The organism is Candidatus Pelagibacter sp. Uisw_136, assembly GCF_047720275.1.
Lineage (GTDB): Bacteria > Pseudomonadota > Alphaproteobacteria > Pelagibacterales > Pelagibacteraceae > Pelagibacter.
The window spans coordinates 1,017,593-1,036,347 of the sequence record NZ_CP159812.1 but is presented as its reverse complement, the minus strand read 5'-3'; the positions used below and the strand labels follow the sequence as shown (position 1 = coordinate 1,036,347).

At 26.3% G+C, this 18,755-nt stretch carries 16 protein-coding genes; all 16 read left to right on the top strand.

Going from position 1 to position 18,755, the window contains the following annotated elements:
- Positions 1-1,488: a cell division protein FtsZ gene (gene ftsZ / locus ABXT53_RS05570; protein ID WP_415290171.1), complete on the top strand. Its 1,488-nt coding sequence runs from the start codon at positions 1-3 to the stop codon at positions 1,486-1,488.
- Between the two features lie 18 nt (positions 1,489-1,506).
- Complete coding sequence (gene rsmH, locus ABXT53_RS05565; RefSeq protein ID WP_415290170.1) at positions 1,507-2,517, top strand: 16S rRNA (cytosine(1402)-N(4))-methyltransferase RsmH; 1,011 nt, start codon at positions 1,507-1,509, stop codon at positions 2,515-2,517.
- A complete protein-coding gene (locus ABXT53_RS05560; protein WP_415290169.1) occupies positions 2,514-2,822 on the top strand; it encodes a cell division protein FtsL in 309 nt (102 codons plus the stop codon). The genes rsmH and ABXT53_RS05560 overlap by 4 nt, the downstream gene beginning before the upstream one ends.
- A complete protein-coding gene (locus ABXT53_RS05555; protein WP_415291311.1) occupies positions 2,809-4,491 on the top strand; it encodes a peptidoglycan D,D-transpeptidase FtsI family protein in 1,683 nt (560 codons plus the stop codon). Before ABXT53_RS05560 ends, ABXT53_RS05555 begins: the two co-directional genes overlap by 14 nt.
- A gap of 7 nt (positions 4,492-4,498) precedes the next feature.
- Entirely contained in the window at positions 4,499-7,345 is a 2,847-nt protein-coding gene (gene murF, locus ABXT53_RS05550) for a bifunctional UDP-N-acetylmuramoyl-L-alanyl-D-glutamate--2,6-diaminopimelate ligase MurE/UDP-N-acetylmuramoyl-tripeptide--D-alanyl-D-alanine ligase MurF (RefSeq protein WP_415290168.1), read from the top strand.
- Positions 7,335-8,420, top strand: coding sequence for a phospho-N-acetylmuramoyl-pentapeptide-transferase (gene mraY / locus ABXT53_RS05545; RefSeq protein ID WP_415290167.1), 1,086 nt, complete (start codon positions 7,335-7,337; stop codon positions 8,418-8,420). Before murF ends, mraY begins: the two co-directional genes overlap by 11 nt.
- The gene (gene murD, locus ABXT53_RS05540) at positions 8,420-9,715 is read left to right on the top strand and encodes a UDP-N-acetylmuramoyl-L-alanine--D-glutamate ligase (protein WP_415290166.1); all 1,296 of its coding nucleotides are present in this window, start codon (positions 8,420-8,422) and stop codon (positions 9,713-9,715) included. Before mraY ends, murD begins: the two co-directional genes overlap by 1 nt.
- Positions 9,712-10,836 carry an FtsW/RodA/SpoVE family cell cycle protein gene (locus ABXT53_RS05535; protein ID WP_415290164.1) on the top strand — a complete coding sequence of 375 codons (1,125 nt, stop codon included), beginning with the start codon at positions 9,712-9,714 and terminating at the stop codon, positions 10,834-10,836. Before murD ends, ABXT53_RS05535 begins: the two co-directional genes overlap by 4 nt.
- Positions 10,837-11,907 carry a UDP-N-acetylglucosamine--N-acetylmuramyl-(pentapeptide) pyrophosphoryl-undecaprenol N-acetylglucosamine transferase gene (locus ABXT53_RS05530; protein ID WP_415290163.1) on the top strand — a complete coding sequence of 357 codons (1,071 nt, stop codon included), beginning with the start codon at positions 10,837-10,839 and terminating at the stop codon, positions 11,905-11,907. It abuts the gene before it with no gap.
- Positions 11,897-13,291 carry a UDP-N-acetylmuramate--L-alanine ligase gene (murC, locus tag ABXT53_RS05525; RefSeq protein WP_415290162.1) on the top strand — a complete coding sequence of 465 codons (1,395 nt, stop codon included), beginning with the start codon at positions 11,897-11,899 and terminating at the stop codon, positions 13,289-13,291. Before ABXT53_RS05530 ends, murC begins: the two co-directional genes overlap by 11 nt.
- Complete coding sequence (gene murB, locus ABXT53_RS05520) at positions 13,291-14,199, top strand: UDP-N-acetylmuramate dehydrogenase (RefSeq protein WP_415290161.1); 909 nt, start codon at positions 13,291-13,293, stop codon at positions 14,197-14,199. Before murC ends, murB begins: the two co-directional genes overlap by 1 nt.
- Position 14,200: 1 nt before the next feature.
- Positions 14,201-15,115, top strand: coding sequence for a D-alanine--D-alanine ligase (locus ABXT53_RS05515; RefSeq protein ID WP_415290160.1), 915 nt, complete (start codon positions 14,201-14,203; stop codon positions 15,113-15,115).
- On the top strand, positions 15,096-15,773 hold the full coding sequence (locus ABXT53_RS05510; RefSeq protein WP_415290159.1) for a cell division protein FtsQ/DivIB: 678 nt from the start codon (positions 15,096-15,098) through the stop codon (positions 15,771-15,773). Before ABXT53_RS05515 ends, ABXT53_RS05510 begins: the two co-directional genes overlap by 20 nt.
- On the top strand, positions 15,773-16,882 hold the full coding sequence (locus tag ABXT53_RS05505; RefSeq protein ID WP_415290158.1) for a cell division FtsA domain-containing protein: 1,110 nt from the start codon (positions 15,773-15,775) through the stop codon (positions 16,880-16,882). Before ABXT53_RS05510 ends, ABXT53_RS05505 begins: the two co-directional genes overlap by 1 nt.
- Positions 16,883-16,947: 65 nt before the next feature.
- A complete protein-coding gene (gene lpxC / locus ABXT53_RS05500; protein WP_415290157.1) occupies positions 16,948-17,868 on the top strand; it encodes a UDP-3-O-acyl-N-acetylglucosamine deacetylase in 921 nt (306 codons plus the stop codon).
- Between the two features lie 38 nt (positions 17,869-17,906).
- Positions 17,907-18,755 carry an outer membrane protein assembly factor BamD gene (locus ABXT53_RS05495; RefSeq protein WP_415290155.1) on the top strand — a complete coding sequence of 283 codons (849 nt, stop codon included), beginning with the start codon at positions 17,907-17,909 and terminating at the stop codon, positions 18,753-18,755.

Below are 18,755 nucleotides of genomic sequence, written 5' to 3'. Positions count from 1 at the left end.
ATGACAATTAACTTTAAATCACCAGAAATAAAAGAATTACAACCAAGATTATTAGTTGTAGGAGTTGGCGGAGCAGGTGGAAATGCACTTAACGAAATGATTGATAATGGGCTTCAAGGAGTAGAGTTCATAGCGGTAAATACAGATGCCCAAGATTTAAAGTTAAGTAAAGCTAAAGCAAGAATTCAAATTGGTCTAAGTTTAACAAAAGGTTTAGGCGCTGGAGCGAAGCATGACATTGGTCAAGCAGCTGCAGATGAATCTTTGAATGAAATTGTAAATACACTTCAGGGTGCAAACATGGTTTTTATAACTGCCGGTATGGGTGGTGGAACAGGAACTGGTGCTGCACACGTTATTGCAAGAGCTGCTAAAGAATTAAATATTTTAACAGTAGGTGTTGTAACGCTTCCTTTCCTATATGAGGGACCATCAAGAATGAGAAGAGCTCAACAAGGTCTAGAAGAATTACGAAAACATGTGGATACAATCATTGTAATTCCAAATCAAAATCTATTTAAGGTTGCGAATGAACAAACTACATTTGAGGAGTCTTTTAATCTTTCAAATAATGTTTTAATGCAAGGTGTGCAAAGTGTAACCGATCTAATGGTTAGACCTGGTATAGTTAATCTAGATTTTGCTGATGTTGAAACTGTAATGGCTTCAATGGGTAAAGCAATGATGGGAACTGGTGAGGCTGAAGGAGAAGGTAGAGCAGCTAAAGCAGCCGACATGGCAATTAGCAACCCATTGATTGATGATTATACGTTAAAAGGTGCAAAAGGATTATTAGTAAATATTACTGGTGGTAAGGATCTTAAACTTTTTGAAGTTGATGAAGTTGTTAACAAGATAAGAGCTGAAGTAGATCCAGAAGCTGAAGTAATTATTGGAGCCATTACATCTGGAGACCTTGATGGAAAAATCAGAGTATCAATTGTTGCAACAGCATTAGATGGGCAACAACCAGAAAGTAAATCTGTAATCAATATGGTTCATAGAATACAAAATAGAAATCCTGGTTATTCAGATTTTAACAGTGCAAGTTCTGCTCAATCGTTTAACTTTTCACCTACAATGACTAGCCCCATTTCACGTGGAGCAAATGCATTAAAATTAGAAAATGAAATAATTGCAGAGCCAGTTACAAACACTGCATCATCAGAAATGATGAATGATCAAACTGCTACTAATCAAGAAATTGAAAGTATTGTTGAAAATAATCAATCAAATGATTATGAGCAATCTTTTTCAGAGGAAGTACTTACAACTGCACAAACTGAAGAAAATAGCCCAATAGAGGAAGAGCATGTTTCTAATGGACTTGAAAACTTTGGTGTAGAAGGTGAAGACGCTCCAGATCTATTTAGTTCGGATAGTGTAACTTCAGAGACAGAAGGATTTTTATCAACCGAAACTTTAGAAAATACTTCAGAAGATGATGATCTAGAAATTCCAGCATTTTTAAGAAGACAAAAAAATTAATGGTCTTCAAAAAAATAAATGATAGCCACCATAATACCAGATGTGAGAAATCATTACCCGGTATTGCTAAGTGAAATAATTAGTATTATTACCCCTCAATATGGTGGCACATTTATTGACTGTACGTTCGGTCAAGGTGGATACACAAAAAAAATATTAAATTTCCCAGCAACAAAAGTAATTGCGTTAGATAGAGATTCTGAGAGTTCTAAAAAAGCTCAAGAACTTCAAAATAGTTTTGAAGATAGACTGTTATTTAAAAATATTAAATTTAGTCAATTAAATAATCTAAAGTTAAAGGATGAAAATATTAAAGCTGTAATTTTTGATTTAGGATATTCATTAAATCAAATTAAAGACCCAAAAAAAGGTCTTTCATTTGATAGTATAGGTAAGCTTAATATGAAAATGGGTATAAATGATTTTTCAGCAAAAGAAGCAATTAATCAATTAGATGAAAAAGAACTTACAAAGATATTTAAATTTTTTGGTGATGAAGCAGACAGTAAAAGAATAGCACACAATATCGTTGAAGACAGATCCAAAAGAGAAATCACAACAGAAGAGTTAGTTAGAATTATAGAGTCTTCGAAAAGAAAAAGAAATTATAAGACACATAGTGCAACTAAAATCTTCCAAGCATTAAGAATATTTGTAAATAAAGAAATTAGTGAACTAATTTATGGATTAATTAATGCAGCTAAAGTTGTTAAAAAAGATGGTGTTATTGCAGTTGTAACATTTCATTCTTTAGAAGATAAAATTGTTAAATACTTTTTTAAAAGTTTATCTGAAAATAAAAGTGTCTCAAGACATATGCCAAAAACAGAAGAAAAATTAAATTTATTTAGATCTGTTATAAAAAAACCAATAGTACCAAGTGATAAAGAAATTAGAGAAAATCCACCCTCTAGATCAGCCAAGTTACGTTATGTAATTAAAAAAGAAGATTTTTTCGATTTTGAAACAGATATCTTAGATAAATTTAAACATTTAATTGACATTGAAAATTTGTCAAAAAAACTATGAAACAATTAGTGGTAGCTGTTATTTTAGTATTAATATTGATCACATCACTTGTTAAAAATTCTACAAAAGAAATAGAAGATCAAATTTTTGTAATCAAAGAAAACATAAGACCTTTAAAATCAGAACTTGAAGATGTACTGCTTGAGTTTAATTATTTGAGCTCTCCTGAAAAATTAGTTCAGTATCAGAGACAATATTTTGAAAAAGATTTAATTAAAATTGAAATTATGAATATTAAAGAAATCATCGAAATCAATGAAACTTTAGAAATAAATGACTTAATCAACAAGAATAGCAATGAATAATAAAAAAAATATTATTCTAGAAGAATATGAAAATGAATTTTCGTATAAAAAAAGTAAAACAAATTTAGATATACAATTTAATAGAATAGCTTTTATTTTTTTTGTTTTCTCAATGATTTCAGTAATTTATTCAATACAATTGCTTCATTTAGGTTCGTTAAAAGCAGAAGATAGCAAGGAATTCTTAACTATAAATAAAAACCATAGAGCAGACATACTTGATAGAAATGGAAATTATTTAGTTAAAACAGTTAAGTCGATAGATATTGGTATTAACCCTATTGAGGTAATTGACAAAAAAAAACTATTAATTAATTTGCAGTTAATATTCCCAGATAAAAACTATGCAGAGATTACTAAGAAGCTTGAAAAAAATAAATTCTTTTATTTCGAAAAAAAAATATCTTCTGACAATTATGAAAATATTATGTTACTTGGAGATAAATCAATTAAATCAGAAGAAAAATTAACTAGAATTTATCCTCAAAAAAATCTCTTTAGTCATATTATTGGTCAAATAGATGATGACAATAAAGGTATATCAGGACTTGAAAAATCTTTTAATGAAAAATTAAAACAAACAAACGAACCACTTAAATTAACAGTAGATACTGACATACAATTTTTAATTAGAGAAGAATTAGTAAAGTTTCAATCTATATTTAGAAGCAAAGGTAGTACAGCAATTTTGATGAATGTTAATAATGGAGAAATTATATCTATGGTTTCATATCCAGATTTTGATCTTAATAAAAGAGAGAAGATAGTGGATCTCAACTTTATTAATAGAGCAACAAAAGGAGTGTACGAGTTGGGCTCGGTATTTAAAACTTTTACAATAGCAGCTGGATTAGAGGAAGGCTTAATTGATACTGACACAGAATTTTTAAATTTAGAAAAAAAACTACAATGTGGAAAAAGTAGCATATCTGAATATGACAACAAAATACCATCCGATCTTACTGTAGAACAAATTTTAATTAGGTCTGGAAACATAGGGTCTGTAAGAATTGGACAAAAATTAGAAATTATTAAATTAAAAGCTTTTTTAGAAAAAATTGGAATCTTAAGTAAAATAAATTTTGACATAGAGGAGGTTGGAGAACCTATTCCATTTAAGTGGGGAAAATGTAAGCTTGCAACCGTGTCTTTTGGGCATGGAATAACTACAACTCCATTACAGCTAGCAAAAGCTTATGCAATAATTTCAAACGGTGGTTTTGCTGTTGAGCCCAGCTTAATAAAAAATGAGTTAAAAAATCATAATCAAAAAAAAAGAATAATCAAAGCTGGTATTTCAGAGAAAATAAACCCGATACTTAGAAAAATTGTAACTACTAAAGAAGGTACAGCGGGACTTGTAAACATTGAAGGTTACGAAGTTGGTGGAAAAACTGGAACTGCTCAAAAAACAATAGTAGGCGGCTATTCTAGAGCAAAAGTTAATACATTTGCAGGCATTTTTCCCACTTCTAACCCTAAATATGTGCTGATAGTACTGCTCGATGAGCCGAAAACATCATCAGATTATGTATATGAATATAAAAATAAAAAAGGCTCATATAAAGGAACCCCATTTAATACTGCAGGATGGACATCTGTTGAGGTAGCAGGAAAAATCATAGAAAAAATTGGTCCTATTCTAGCCACAAAATATATAGAAAATTAAAATTCATATGTTGATTGGTGGTTTTCTTAAAAATACTAAAAAAGAATTTAGGAATCGTTATTTTTCTGGTCTGAGTTTTAACAGTGCAGATTGTAAAAAAGATTATATTTTTTTTTCAATTAAAGGAACAAAGTCTGATGGAAGTAAATTTATTGATGACGCTATTAAAAAAGGTGCAACAATAATTATTTCAGAGAAAAAATTTGAAGGCATAAAAAATAAAGTATTATTTTTAAGGTCAAAAAATGTTAGAAAAATACTATCAGAATTATCGTATAAGATAACAAAAATTAAACCCAAAAATTTAATTGCTGTAACAGGAACAAATGGAAAATCATCAATTGCAGATTTTTATTTTCAACTACTCAACTTAAGTAATAAAAAAGTAGCTTCTATTGGAACATTAGGAATTAGGACAAAAAATAATTTAAAGAAAGCTTCTAATACCACACTAGATCCAATTGAGTTAAGCAAAATATTAAATGACTTAAAAAAACAAAGAATTGACAATGTTATATTGGAAGCTTCTAGTCATGGACTAAAGCAAAATAGACTTGATGGCTTGAAATTTAGTACTGCAATTTTTACAAATTTATCTCATGATCATTTAGATTATCATAAAACATTTAATGATTACCTTAAATCAAAATTGTATCTATTTGAGAAGCTATTAAAACCTAGAGGAAGCATCATTACTGATAGTAAGATTCCTGAATACAAAAATTTAAAAAAAATATCACTAAATAATAAATTTAATCTTCAGGTTTTATCGAAAAGTAATAATGGAATAGATATTTATTCTCATCAATTTAAGGGTGATAAACAAATAATTGAAATTACACACAATGAAAAATATTATAAATTACAAACAGACTTAATTGGTAAAATTCAATTAAAAAACTTATTTATGGCAATGCTTGCTGCTAAAAAAAGTAATCTAAAATTTGATGAAATAATGAAATTAGCCTCAAGGGTAAAATCAGTAAGTGGTAGGTTTGAAAAAATCGGAACTTTAAAAAATAAATCAAAAGTTATTTTAGACTATGCCCACACACCCGATGCACTAAATACTTGTTTATCTAATTTGAAAGAACAATTTGAAAATAAAAGAGTTTTCATTGTATTTGGATGTGGTGGTAATAGAGATAAAGACAAGAGACCCATGATGGGAAAAATAGCCAATCAATATTGTGACAGAGTTTATTTAACTGACGATAATCCAAGAGATGAAAATCCAAAAAAGATAAGATTAGCTATAAAAAAAACCATTGATAAATCAAAAGTTTTTGAGATTTCAAACAGGTCTAAAGCTATTCAAGAAGCTATATTTGATTTAAATACTGGTGATATTTTAGTTATTGCAGGCAAAGGTCATGAACAGACGCAAGATTATGGAAAGTTTGTAAATAAATTTTCTGACAGATTAGAAATACTAAAAAATATTAAATTAAAAAATAAAATTCTTTCAACTAATCTTAAAATAAATATCTTAAAAGAGATTAGCAACTCTCCTCAAATTAATCCTAAGATAAAAACAAGTAATGCATCAATTAATTCTAAAAAAATAAATAAAAATGACATATTCTTTGCAATAAAAGGAAATAATAAAGATGGAAACTTATATGTTAACGAAGCTTTTCAAAATGGTGCATCATTAGTAATAGCTAATAATCAAACAAAATCTAAAAAAAAAATTATAGTAAATGATACGTTGCAGCTTTTAACGGATGCATCAGCACAACTAAGAGAAAATCTATCTAGTAAAATTATATCTATAACTGGTAGTTGTGGAAAAACCTCACTTAAAGAATTGTTAGGAAAAACTTTAAGTAAGATTAGTAATGTAACTTATTCTCCAAAATCTTTTAATAATAAATTTGGGGTACCATTAAGTTTATTTAATCTAAGAGAAAGAGATGAATTTGGTATTTTTGAAATTGGAATGAATAAAAAGGGTGAGATTGATTATTTATCAAAAATAATCAAACCTGATGTTGGTGTTATTACAAATATTTCCTATGCACATATTAAGAATTTTAAAAATATTCATCAAGTAGCTTTAGCAAAGTCAGAAATTATTAGCAATATAAAAACAAATGGATATCTTGTTTTAAATCAAGATGACAAATTTTATGATATGCATAAAAAAATTGCTAATAAAAAAAACATAAACATTCTTACATTTAGTTTAAAAAATAAATCAGCAAATATTTTTTTAAAAAAGATAGCTAAAGAAAAATATAAATATAAAATATTTGTAAATATTAATAAAATACAAACTTATTTTTATGTAAGATCGATTTTTGAAAATAATTTAAAAAATTTATTAGCAGCAATTGCAATTATATCAATTTTTAAAGATACACAAAAATTAGATAAAAATATATTTTTTGATTATGAAATAGCAAAAGGTCGTGGAGATATAACAAGAGTTAAATTAAATGAAAAGAATATTAATATTGTAGATGAAAGTTATAACTCTAATCCGTTATCATTAAAGTCCGCTATAAAAAATTTTGATGAATTAAAAATTGATAACTCTAAAAAAAAATTAATACTGGGTGATATGTTGGAATTAGGAAGTTATTCAAAGAAGTTACACCTAGAAGCTGGTAAAGATATTAATAAAACTTCTCTTAAAAATATTAATGTAGTGGGCAAACATATTTTACACACTTATAAAAACCTTGATAAGCACCGCAGAGGTGTCATTTTGAAAGATAAGTCTAAAATAATTGATTTGATTAAAAATGATTTAAATAATAATGATTATTTAATGATTAAGGGTTCAAACTCTACTGGACTTAACAATCTAGTGAACAAATTAAAAACAGGTAAGTTTAATGCTTTATAGTCTTATTACTCAATTAATTGATCAATATAGTTTTCTAAATGTATTTAAGTATTTAACATTTAGAACGGGGCTTGCAATGTTTACGTCAATGTTTGTGGTTCTATTAATAGGCACTCCTTTTATTAAATTTTTTTCAGCAAGAAAAATCTTAAACCCAATAAGAAATGATGGTCCTACCGAACATATAATTAAGAAAATTGGAACGCCAACAATGGGGGGTGTTTTAATTTTACTTGGACTATTTTCAGGAATATTACTTTGGGGCGATCTATCAAATTATCATATATGGTTTTTGTTATTTATTGTTACAGGGTTTGGGCTATTAGGCGCATATGATGATTATAAAAAAATTAAGTTTAAAAATTCATCTGGTGTATCATTTAAATTTAAGATTATTTCTCAAATTTTAATAGCCTTTGTTGGAATTTTTGGTTTAACTCAGTTATCTCAAAATACTGAACTTACAAACTTGTATTTTCCTTTCTTTAAAAATTTAATTATTAACCTTGGATGGTTTTTTATTCCATTTTCTATTTTTATAATTGTTGGATCATCTAATGCAGTTAATTTAACAGATGGTTTAGATGGCTTAGCAACAGTGCCAGTCATATTAGTGGCAGCATGTTTTGCATTTATTAGCTACGTAACTGGTAATATTGTATTTTCAGAATATTTAAACATTCCCTATCTTGAAGGTATGGGAGAAGTTTCAGTTTTTTGTGGATCAATCATAGGTGCTTGTTTAGGATTCTTATGGTTTAATGCACCTCCTGCTAAAATATTTATGGGTGACACTGGCTCATTGGCATTAGGTGGATCATTGGGGGCAATTGGTATTATTACAAAACATGAGATTGTTTTAGCAATAACAGGTGGTTTGTTTGTACTAGAAGCTGTGTCAGTTATAATTCAAGTATTTTCATTCAAATTAACAGGAAAAAGAATTTTTAAAATGGCACCTATACACCATCATTTTGAAAAAAAAGGTTGGGCAGAATCAACAGTTGTAATTAGATTTTGGATTATATCAATAATCTTAGCAATGATTGGATTAGCGACATTAAAACTTAGATAATGTTAAATCTAGAAAAAAACTTTTTTAAAAAAAGAATATTAATTTATGGTCTAGGTAAAAGTGGTCTATCTGCTTATAGTTTTTTAAAAAAAAGTAATGTTATTAGTTTATTTGATGATCGAATAATTACTAAAAAAAAAATTAAAGATACACACACAACATATAAAAAAATAATTAAAAAGGAATTTGACTGTATTATAATCAGTCCAGGAATAGACATTAATAAATGTAAATTAAGTAAATTTTTAAAAAAAAATCATAAAAAAATTTATACAGATTTAGATATTTTTTATAGTCGATATGCTCTTAATCAAAAAATAACTATTACTGGTACAAATGGTAAATCAACTACTGCTAAGCTTTTATATGATATATTAAAAGACCAAAAAAAAGATGTTCGTTTAGTTGGCAATATAGGTAATCCAATTTTACTGGAAAAAAAGATCAAAAAAGACACTCTATTTGTAATAGAGGCTTCATCTTATCAGCTAGAATACAGTAGGTTATTTAAGACAAATATATCTATAATCTTAAACATTGCACCAGATCACCTCGAAAGACACAAGACTATAAATAAATATGTAAGTGCTAAATTTAAATTAATAAAGAATCAATCTAAAATTGATATCGCAATTTTAAATACAAAAAATTTTTACATTAAAAAAGAATTAAGGCAAAAAAAATTTGCACCATCAATTCTGAAAATAGAAAAATATACAAGTGATAAGTTTATTAAAAAAATCGATAATCATTATTTTGATACAGATGGTAATAAAGAAAATTTGACATTTGTACTCAGAGTTTCAAAGCTATTAAATTTAAAAAGCGATCTATTATTAAAAACATTAAAAAATTTTAAAGGATTAAGTTATAGACAAGAAATAATTCATAATTCTAAATTTTTAAAAGTTATTAACGATTCTAAAGCAACAAGTTTTTCTTCATCAGAAAAATTATTGAAATCATTAAAAAATATTTACTGGATAATAGGTGGTTTACCTAAAAAAGGAGATAAATTTTTACTTAAAAAGGATGATTGTAAAAAGATAAAGTTATATATTTTTGGTAAAAATCAAAAATTTTTTATTAATCAATTAAAAAATAAAATGGAGTTTCAATCATTTTTAAATTTGAAGACTTTAATCGCTAAGATTTTTTTAGATATTAAAAATAAAAATAATTTTATTAACAAGACAATTCTTTTTAGCCCAGCTTCCGCATCATTTGATAGTTTTAAAAACTTTGAAGAAAGAGGTAAATATTTTAATAAACTTATAAAAAATTATATAAAATGATAAATATTAGTTCACTTAATTCAATATATTATAACTGGTGGAAAAATATAGATAAAACAATTTTTTTATTAATAATATTTTTATTTAGTTTGGGTTTATTTTTTTCTTTAGTTTCAACTTCATTAATTGCTTCTGATAAATTAGATACAAATAATTATTTTTTCTTTTTTAAACATTTGGGCTATATTTTCATTGGATTGTTAACTTTAGTGTTTTTCTCCTCGCTAAGTGAAAAGAATCTTTTTAGAATCTCTATCTATCTTTTTTTTATTACTTTATTTTTTTTATTTTTAGTGCCAATTTTTGGTACTGAAGTTAAAGGTTCAAAAAGATGGCTAAATCTTTTTTTTCTTCCTCAATTTCAACCAATTGAATTACTAAAACCATTCATAATTATTTTTGTAGCAACAATTTTATGTAGTGAAAAAAATTATAATATTTATATCAAGTATTTATTGACTATTATTGCCATTATACCAACCGGTTTACTATTAATAATGCAGCCTGACATTGGTCAAACACTTTTAGTGTTTTTATCTTGGGCAATATTAGTTTTCATATCTGGTATAAACCTACTATTGATTTTATTATTTATAAGTTTTGCTATTTTAGCCCTGTTATATGTGGTTTTTTTTATCCCAAAATTTATTTATATTAAAAGTCGTATTCTTTCTTTCTTTAACCCTGATGGAGGAACCTATAATTTTCAATCTGATAAGGCTATAGAAGCAATCAGTAGTGGTGGTTTTTTTGGTAAAGGAATAGGAGAAGGTACATTAAAAACAAGAGTTCCAGAGGCTCATACCGATTATATAGTATCAGTTATTTCTGAGGAGTTTGGTGTTATTGCAATAATATTGTTATTAATTTTGTTTTTGTTTTTTATTTACTCTGTTTTTAAAAAGATTTATTTAGAAAAAAGTGATAAAATTAAACTAGTGCTAACTGGAGCAATAAGCCTAATAATTTTTCAAGCATTAATACATCTTGGGGTGAATATAAGACTATTTCCCACAACAGGAATGACATTACCATTTTTAAGTTATGGGGGATCTTCAATTGTAGGAGTTTCTATATTATCTGGAATAATTTTAAATTTAACAAAAAGAAAAATTGATTAGATGAATAAAAAAATACTAATTAGCACTGGTGGATCAGGAGGCCATGTTATACCTGCAACCATAATATATAAACATCTAGAGGATAATTTTGAGGTTTCTATGACATCTGACTTTAGGGGTGTCAAATTTTTAAACAAAGATGAGTATAATTTAAAGATATTTAATGTGAGGCCAATTTCAAAAAATTTACTAATAATGCCATTTGATTTTCTTCTAATGATAATTTTGATTTTCAAATCTGTTTCTTTCTTAAGAAAAAATAAAATTAATATATTAATTTCGACAGGTGGATATATGTCACTTCCCCTATGTCTAGGTGCTAAAATTTTAGATATTAAGCTGTTGTTATTTGAACCAAATATGGTTTTAGGTAGATCAAACAAGTTTTTTATAAGTTACTGTCAAAAAATATTTTGTTATTCTAATAATATCAAAAAATTTCCTATTAAATTTAGAAATAAGATTAAATTAATTCCAGCATTATTAAGAAAAAAATTTTATGATAAGAGAGATAACAATAACTCCTTAGATGCAATTAATTTACTCATAATAGGTGGCAGTCAAGGTGCTAAAATATTTGATGATTTAGTTAAAAATACAATTATTAAATTATCTAGAAAATATAAACTAAAAATTTATCAACAAACTAGTTCTATTAACTTTGAAAGTTTTAAAAAAACTTATGAAAATAACAATATTAATTGTGAATTATTCAATTTTAATGATGATGTTATAAATTTTATGCAAAAAACAGATTTATGTATTACCAGAGCAGGCGCATCAACATTAGCTGAGTTAAATTTTACAGAGACTCCATATTTAGCAATACCTTTGCCAACTGCAAAAGATAACCATCAATTTGAAAATGCTTATTTTTATAATAAACTTGGGATTAATTGGTTGTTAAATCAAAAAGAAATAGATGAGAAAATATTACTCGATAAACTAATTAATATTATTGATAATAAAGAAGAATATCTTGCTAAAAAAAAGAACATGAAAGATTTTAACTATGAAAACACATGGAATAATATAAATCTGAAAATTATATCTGTTATTAATGAAAATTGAATTAGCTAAAACTGAAATTATACATTTTGTTGGTATAGGGGGTATTGGAATGAGTGGCCTTGCACTCATTATGAAAAGAATGGGGTTTAATGTTCAGGGAAGCGACGTTCTTGCAAATAAGAATATTGAAAGATTAAAAAAAGATAAGATCAAAATTACAATTAGCCATACTAAAAAAAATATAGCAAAAGCAACAATTGTTGTCATTTCATCAGCTATTAAAAATAATAACCCTGAATTAATTGAAGCCAAACTAAAACAATTACCTATTTATAAAAGAGGAGAGATGTTGGCAAATATAGTCTCTTTAACAAAAAATATAGTTGTTACAGGTTCACATGGAAAAACAACAACTACGTCTCTATTAGCCTCAATATTTTCAAAGACAAAATTGGACCCAACAATTATTAATGGTGGTGTACTTAATGCAATAAAAAATTCTGCAAAACTAGGTAAAAGTGATTGGTGTATATTAGAAGCTGATGAGTCAGATGGTAGCTTCATACATGTGCCACCAACTTATTCTATAGTAACAAATATTGATCGTGAACATATGGATTTTTATAATTCAATGAAAGATCTTAAAGAATTATTTATTAGATTTATTAATAAAGTCCCTTCGTTTGGGAAGTCTTTTATTTGTATAGATGACAAAAATAATAAAAATTTATTAAGTAAATTAAAAATGAAGAATTATTATACATATGGAATTGACCATAAATCACAATTCTGTATTAAAAATATAAAACAAGAAAAAGAATACTCTCAATATGACCTTGCTATAAATTTGCCAGGAAAAAAGAATTTAACTATAAGAAAAATTAAATTACCATTATTAGGAATTCATAATATTAGAAACTCTACTGCAGCAGTAGCTGTGGCATTAACAATTGGAATATCACAAAATATTATCAAAAATGGATTAAAAGAATTTAAGGGTGTTCAAAGAAGATTTAATAAAATTTTTACACATAGAGAAACTAATTTTTATGATGATTATGCCCATCATCCAACTGAAATTAGAGAAGTGTTAAATGGTATAAGAGCTGCTTATAAGAAGGAAGAAGTGATTTGCATATTTCAACCACACAGAATTTCCAGATTAAAAGATCTTAAAAAAGAATTTAGCTTATCATTTAAAAAAGCTGATATTGTAATATTATGCCCTATATATACAGCTGGAGAAAAAATAAAATTAGGCTTTAAATATAATAATTTTGCAAAAGATATTATTAAAAATTCAAAAGTAAAACTGTTTATGGTTGAGGATCAGTATCAATTAGCAAAATTTGTTAAAAATACTATTTTTGGTAAAAAGATAGTTGTTGGTATGGGTGCAGGTACAATTTCAGCATGGATGAGACAATTACCAGAACTGATCTAATGAGCATTGAAGAAATAAGAAAATTTTCTAATGAAATTAATAGTAAAATTTACTTTGATTATGATTTAAAAAAAAGCAATTGGTTTAATATTGGTGGACAAACTAAAGTTTATTTTAGACCAGATAGTTTGCCTGACTTAATTTTGTTTTTAAAAAAATTTGGAGAAAAAGAAAAAGTACATATTTTAGGTGCGGGCTCGAATACTCTTATAAGTGATGAAAAATTTGATGGTGTTGTTATCAAGTTAGGAAAAAATTTTTCCAATATCTCCATATTACCAAATGATGTCATTATAGCAGGCAGTGCCTGTCTCGATAAAAAGCTTTCTGATTTTGCACTGAATAATGGAATAGGTGGATTTGAATTTTTAGCATGTATACCAGGTACTATAGGTGGTGGACTAAGGATGAATGCTGGATGTTTTAATAAAGAGTTTAAAGATTTGCTAGTATCAATCCAAGCAATTGATAAAAATGGACAGGTTTTAACAATACCAGCGAGTAAAGTTATGTTCAAATACCGAAGTAATGATTTAAAAGAGAACTTAATTTTTTTAAGTGCATCGTTTAAAGGATCAAGAAAAAATAAAGAAGAAATCGAAAAAGAAGTCTCAGAATTAAAGGAAAAGAAAGATAATGCACAACCAACAAAATTAAAAACAAGTGGCAGTACATTCAAGAATCCAATTGATCAAACTGATAAAAAAGTTTGGGAATTGATAAAAGAATCTGTAGCACTAGATACCAGCTTTGGAGATGCTCACATTTCAAATAAGCACTGTAATTTTTTTATAAATAAAAATAATGCTAGCTTTGAAGATATGAATAAATTGATTGAATTTGTTAAGACAAGTGTGGAAAAAAAAACTGGGATAGTATTAGAAAAAGAAATTAAAATTTTAAAATAAAATGAAAAAAAAAATCTTAATATTATCTGGTGGTATATCTAAGGAGCGGCTAATTAGCTTAGATACTGGAAAACAAGTTGCCAAAGAGTTAATCAAAAATGGATATAAGGTTTTAATTTGTGAGCCTGATAAAAATCTATCAAAGGATATCACTTTATTTAAACCAGATATTATTTTTAATGCGCTACATGGACAATTCGGTGAGGATGGATACATTCAAACGATTTTAGAGACTAAAAAAATTTCATATACGCACTCAGGTATAATTGCATCATCTATAGCAATGGATAAAGAAATTTCAAAAAAAATTTTTATAAAAAATAAAATACTTACTCCAAAATATATTAAATTTAATCATAAAAAAAATAAACTTAATATTATAAAATTAATTGAAAAAAAATTAAAATTCCCTGTAGTAGCAAAACCTATAAATGAAGGTTCTAGCGTTCATGTATATATTTGTGACAAGACCAATATAATAAAAAATCTAAAAGCATTAAGAGGTTATAATGAAATATTAATTGAGGAATTTATACCAGGTAGAGAAATCCAAGTTGCAATAATGGATAATAAAGTACTTGGTACAATTGAACTTGAGCCTAAAAGAAGGTTTTATGATTATGAGGCAAAATATAATTCTAGCGCTAAGACCAAGCACTTAATTCCTGTAGATTTGAGCAAAAATAATCTTATTAAAATTAATAGCATAGCAAGAGAAGCTCATAAAATTATAGGCTGTAAAGGTGTTACGAGATCAGACTTTAAATTTTTTAATGGGAAGTTTTATTTACTAGAAATTAATACTCAGCCTGGGATGACTAAACTTTCATTAGTCCCTGAGATTGCAAAACATAAAGGTATAAGTTTTATAAAATTAATTGAATGGATTCTAAAAGATGCATCAATCAACAGGTAAAAAAAATAAGATAATAATTTATTTATTATTTTTACTCATTTTAAGCACTACTAGTGCAAAGTTTATAAATGATCAAAAAAAATTATCTTTATCAATAAGTGAAATTAATATTACAGGTCTTTCTGAAAAAAAAAATTCAGAGATCTTAAATAACCTTAATAACCTTTTATACAAAAGTATATTTGTAATTAATGAAGATGAAATAAGAAAGATTTTAGAAAAACATAATATTATACAAGAGTTTAATATAAAAAAAATTTACCCATCAATACTTAACATTGAAATTAAACCAACTAAATTTATTGCTCGAGTTTCTAATAATAGTCAATATCTAGTAGGTGCTAATGGTAAATTAATTGAAGATAAAAGTAACAATGAATTACTCCCATACATCTTTGGTGAATTTAATTCTCATGATTTTTTGTCATTTAAAAAAAATATCGAAAAGTCTATGTTTTCTTTTTCAAATTTAAAGGAATTATTTTTTTTCCCATCGGGTAGGTGGGATATTTTAACTGATAAAGATATTTTGATTAAGCTACCACAAGAACATATTGTAGCATCATTAAATTTATCTAAGGCACTTATTAATAATGATAACTTTAAAGATTATAAATTTATTGATTTGAGAATAAAAAATCATTTAGTTACCAAATAATGAGTGATAAAAAATTTCAAACAATAATTGACTGTGGCTTTTCAAAAATAAGAGCAGGTGCATTTAATAAAGAAGGTAAGAACAATCCTTTTTTTATTGAGAGTAATTTTTATACAGATCAATTTAATTTTAAGTTAGATATTCAAAAAATTATTGTATCACTAGAAAAATCCACAAATGAATATATTGATAATATAGATTTGATGATAGATAGTTCAAAAACAATTTCTGTTGCAATTTCTGTATTTAAAAAAATTGAAGAACTGAAATTAAGACAAGATGATATTTCATTTTTAATTCAAGAAGCAAAACAGCAAATAAAAAAATATTATTCAGATTATAATATTGCTCACATAATTATAAATAATTATAAAATTGATAATGTTGATTATTCTGAATTACCAGATGAAATTGATTGCCAATTCATATCACTAGATATTATTTTTATCTGCCTTCCAAGTGAATTAGTGCTTAGCTTTAAAAATATTTTTTCAGAATTAAATATATCAATTAATCAAATAATTTGTTCTAGTTATGCAAAATCGATCAGTTATAAAAATAATTTAAATTTAACAGGAGAGGCATCTTTCATTGATATTGGTTTTAAAAAAACATCAATTATTTCCTTTAACAATGATAAATTAATCTTTTTAGACGTTCTGCCAATAGGTGGAAATCATATTACCAAAGATATTTCTCTACTTTTAAAGATTGATATTAACGAAGCGGAAAAACTTAAATTAAATTTTGAAAAAAATAACCCACAAGCTGATAACCCAAATTTTTCTTTGGAAATGCTGCAAAATATAGCTTTTGCTAGAACAGAAGAGATTCTTGAATTATGTGATAAATCTCTTGCCTCAAATACAGAGATAAAGACTCAATCTAAGATAATACTGATGGGAGAAGGATCAAAAATTTTAGATAATAAATTTAAAGATAAAATTTCATTTTCTAAAGATATTGATTTTTTAGAGGAAACCCTAGGAGATGTTTGCGAGTTTGGTTACAAACTAAGAAAGATATATGACAAACAAGAGGTTGTAGTTGTGCCAAAAAAACAAATAAAACAAGGTTTTTTTGAAAAACTTTTTCATTTTTTTAAATAGACTAGTATTTTCTTGTAACATTTCTTGTTTTTCTAAATTTAAATCAATTATTTATAAGAATAATAATGTCTGTTCTTAATCAAAAAACTATCAATAGAGATATTACCTTTAAAGGTGTTGGGCTTCATAGTGGAGCAAATGTAACTATGACGGTAAAGCCAGCAAAACCAAATTCAGGAATTCTTTTTAAAAGAGTTGATCTAAAAAAAAATAATATAGTAGTTCCGAACATTTTTAATGTTTGTAGCGCAGTATTTTGTACAACCATAGCAAATGAAAATGGAGTTAGCATATCAACAATAGAGCATTTAATGGGAGCATTATATGGTTTAGGAATTGATAACGCATTAGTAGAGATTGATAATCAAGAAGTACCGATTCTTGATGGATCAGCAAAGCTTTTTATTGAAGAAATATCAAAAGCTGGAATAGAAAATAGTGAAGCGCCAATAAAAATAATTAAGATTGAAAAAAGAATTGAATTTAATGATGGTAAAAAAACAATTTCCATAGAGCCAAGCAAAGTTAGTTTGGATATAGATTTTGAACTAAAATATGAAAATAATTTAATTGGAACGCAAAGAAATTTGGTAAGTGTATTTGAGTCAGATTTGACTGATATTTATAATTCAAGAACCTTCTGCCTTTTTGAAGATATTGAAAAGCTAAAAGAAATGGGATTAGCTCAAGGAGGAAGCCTTGAGAATGCAATAGTTGTTAAGGACAATGAAATTTTAAATGAAGAAGGCCTAAGAAATAAAAAAGAATTTGTAAATCATAAGATTTTAGATTGTATGGGAGATTTATATCTAGCTGGCTATAAGATAATTGGAAAAATTGTTTGTTCTCGAGGAGGACATAAATTAACTAACCAATTATTGAGAAAAGTTTTTCAACAAGACGAAAATTTTTCATTAATAGAGATTACAGAAAAACATTTGCCAAATACCTTCATAAATAAGAGTCACCTAAGATCTATAGCTTAAAAAATAGAGTTTTATTCATAATCTGTTAGAATAAGACAATGCTTTCAAAATTAAAAATTACACTTCTTTTAATCACCTTTATCTTTATTTGGTCTTGTGGAGATAAAACAAAAAAAATATCTGAAATTGTAGAAGTGGATATGGAAATGCAAATGTCTAATGCATACAAAGAGGGATATTTAGAGTTAAAAAGAGGAGATGTATTACTAGCTGCTAAAAAATTTAATGAGGCAGAACTATTATTTCCACAATCAGCTTGGGCTCCACAGGCTGCAATAATGGCTGCATACTCTTATTATTCCCAAGCTTATTATAATGATACAATTTACGAGTTAGAGAGGTACTTAATATCATATCCCAATCATAAAGATAAAGTTTATGCGCATTTTATATTAGGAATGAGTTTTTATCAGCAAATAGTTGATGAAAAAAAAGATTTAAAATCAATATTAGACTCAAAAGAACAATTTGAAATTATAATTGAAAATTATCCAAAAACTGAATTTGCAATGAATGCAAAATTTAAAATAGATTTAATCAATGAAATTTTGGCTGCAAAGGAAATGTACATAGCTAGATATTATTTAAAAAAAACTAAGTGGATCCCAGCATTAAATCGATTTAAAATAGTTCTTACTGATTATGATACAACAATTTATACAGAAGAAGCTCTTCATAGATTAGTTGAAATCAATTATAGACTTGGATTGATAGATGAGTCAAAAAAATATGCAAATACATTAGGGTATAATTACCAATCATCTGATTGGTATAAAAATACCTACAAAGTGTTTAATAAAAACTACAGAGATGCAGTGAAGGAATTACAAAAAGATAAGAAAAAAAAAGTAGGAATAATAAAGAGAGTTAAGGAATTATTCGAGTAA

Bases quoted from the DNA above. Each gene is read 5' to 3' on its own strand.
- rsmH (WP_415290170.1), top strand. From the start codon at position 1,507: ATGATAGCCACCATAATACCAGATGTGAGAAATCATTACCCGGTATTG.
- ABXT53_RS05495 (WP_415290155.1), top strand. From the start codon at position 17,907: ATGCTTTCAAAATTAAAAATTACACTTCTTTTAATCACCTTTATCTTT.
- ABXT53_RS05505 (WP_415290158.1), top strand. From the start codon at position 15,773: ATGAGTGATAAAAAATTTCAAACAATAATTGACTGTGGCTTTTCAAAA.
- ABXT53_RS05535 (WP_415290164.1), top strand. From the start codon at position 9,712: ATGATAAATATTAGTTCACTTAATTCAATATATTATAACTGGTGGAAA.
- murF (WP_415290168.1), top strand. From the start codon at position 4,499: ATGTTGATTGGTGGTTTTCTTAAAAATACTAAAAAAGAATTTAGGAAT.
- lpxC (WP_415290157.1), top strand. From the start codon at position 16,948: ATGTCTGTTCTTAATCAAAAAACTATCAATAGAGATATTACCTTTAAA.
- murB (WP_415290161.1), top strand. From the start codon at position 13,291: ATGAGCATTGAAGAAATAAGAAAATTTTCTAATGAAATTAATAGTAAA.
- murC (WP_415290162.1), top strand. From the start codon at position 11,897: ATGAAAATTGAATTAGCTAAAACTGAAATTATACATTTTGTTGGTATA.
- ftsZ (WP_415290171.1), top strand. From the start codon at position 1: ATGACAATTAACTTTAAATCACCAGAAATAAAAGAATTACAACCAAGA.
- ABXT53_RS05515 (WP_415290160.1), top strand. From the start codon at position 14,201: ATGAAAAAAAAAATCTTAATATTATCTGGTGGTATATCTAAGGAGCGG.
- ABXT53_RS05530 (WP_415290163.1), top strand. From the start codon at position 10,837: ATGAATAAAAAAATACTAATTAGCACTGGTGGATCAGGAGGCCATGTT.
- mraY (WP_415290167.1), top strand. From the start codon at position 7,335: ATGCTTTATAGTCTTATTACTCAATTAATTGATCAATATAGTTTTCTA.
- ABXT53_RS05560 (WP_415290169.1), top strand. From the start codon at position 2,514: ATGAAACAATTAGTGGTAGCTGTTATTTTAGTATTAATATTGATCACA.
- ABXT53_RS05510 (WP_415290159.1), top strand. From the start codon at position 15,096: ATGCATCAATCAACAGGTAAAAAAAATAAGATAATAATTTATTTATTA.
- murD (WP_415290166.1), top strand. From the start codon at position 8,420: ATGTTAAATCTAGAAAAAAACTTTTTTAAAAAAAGAATATTAATTTAT.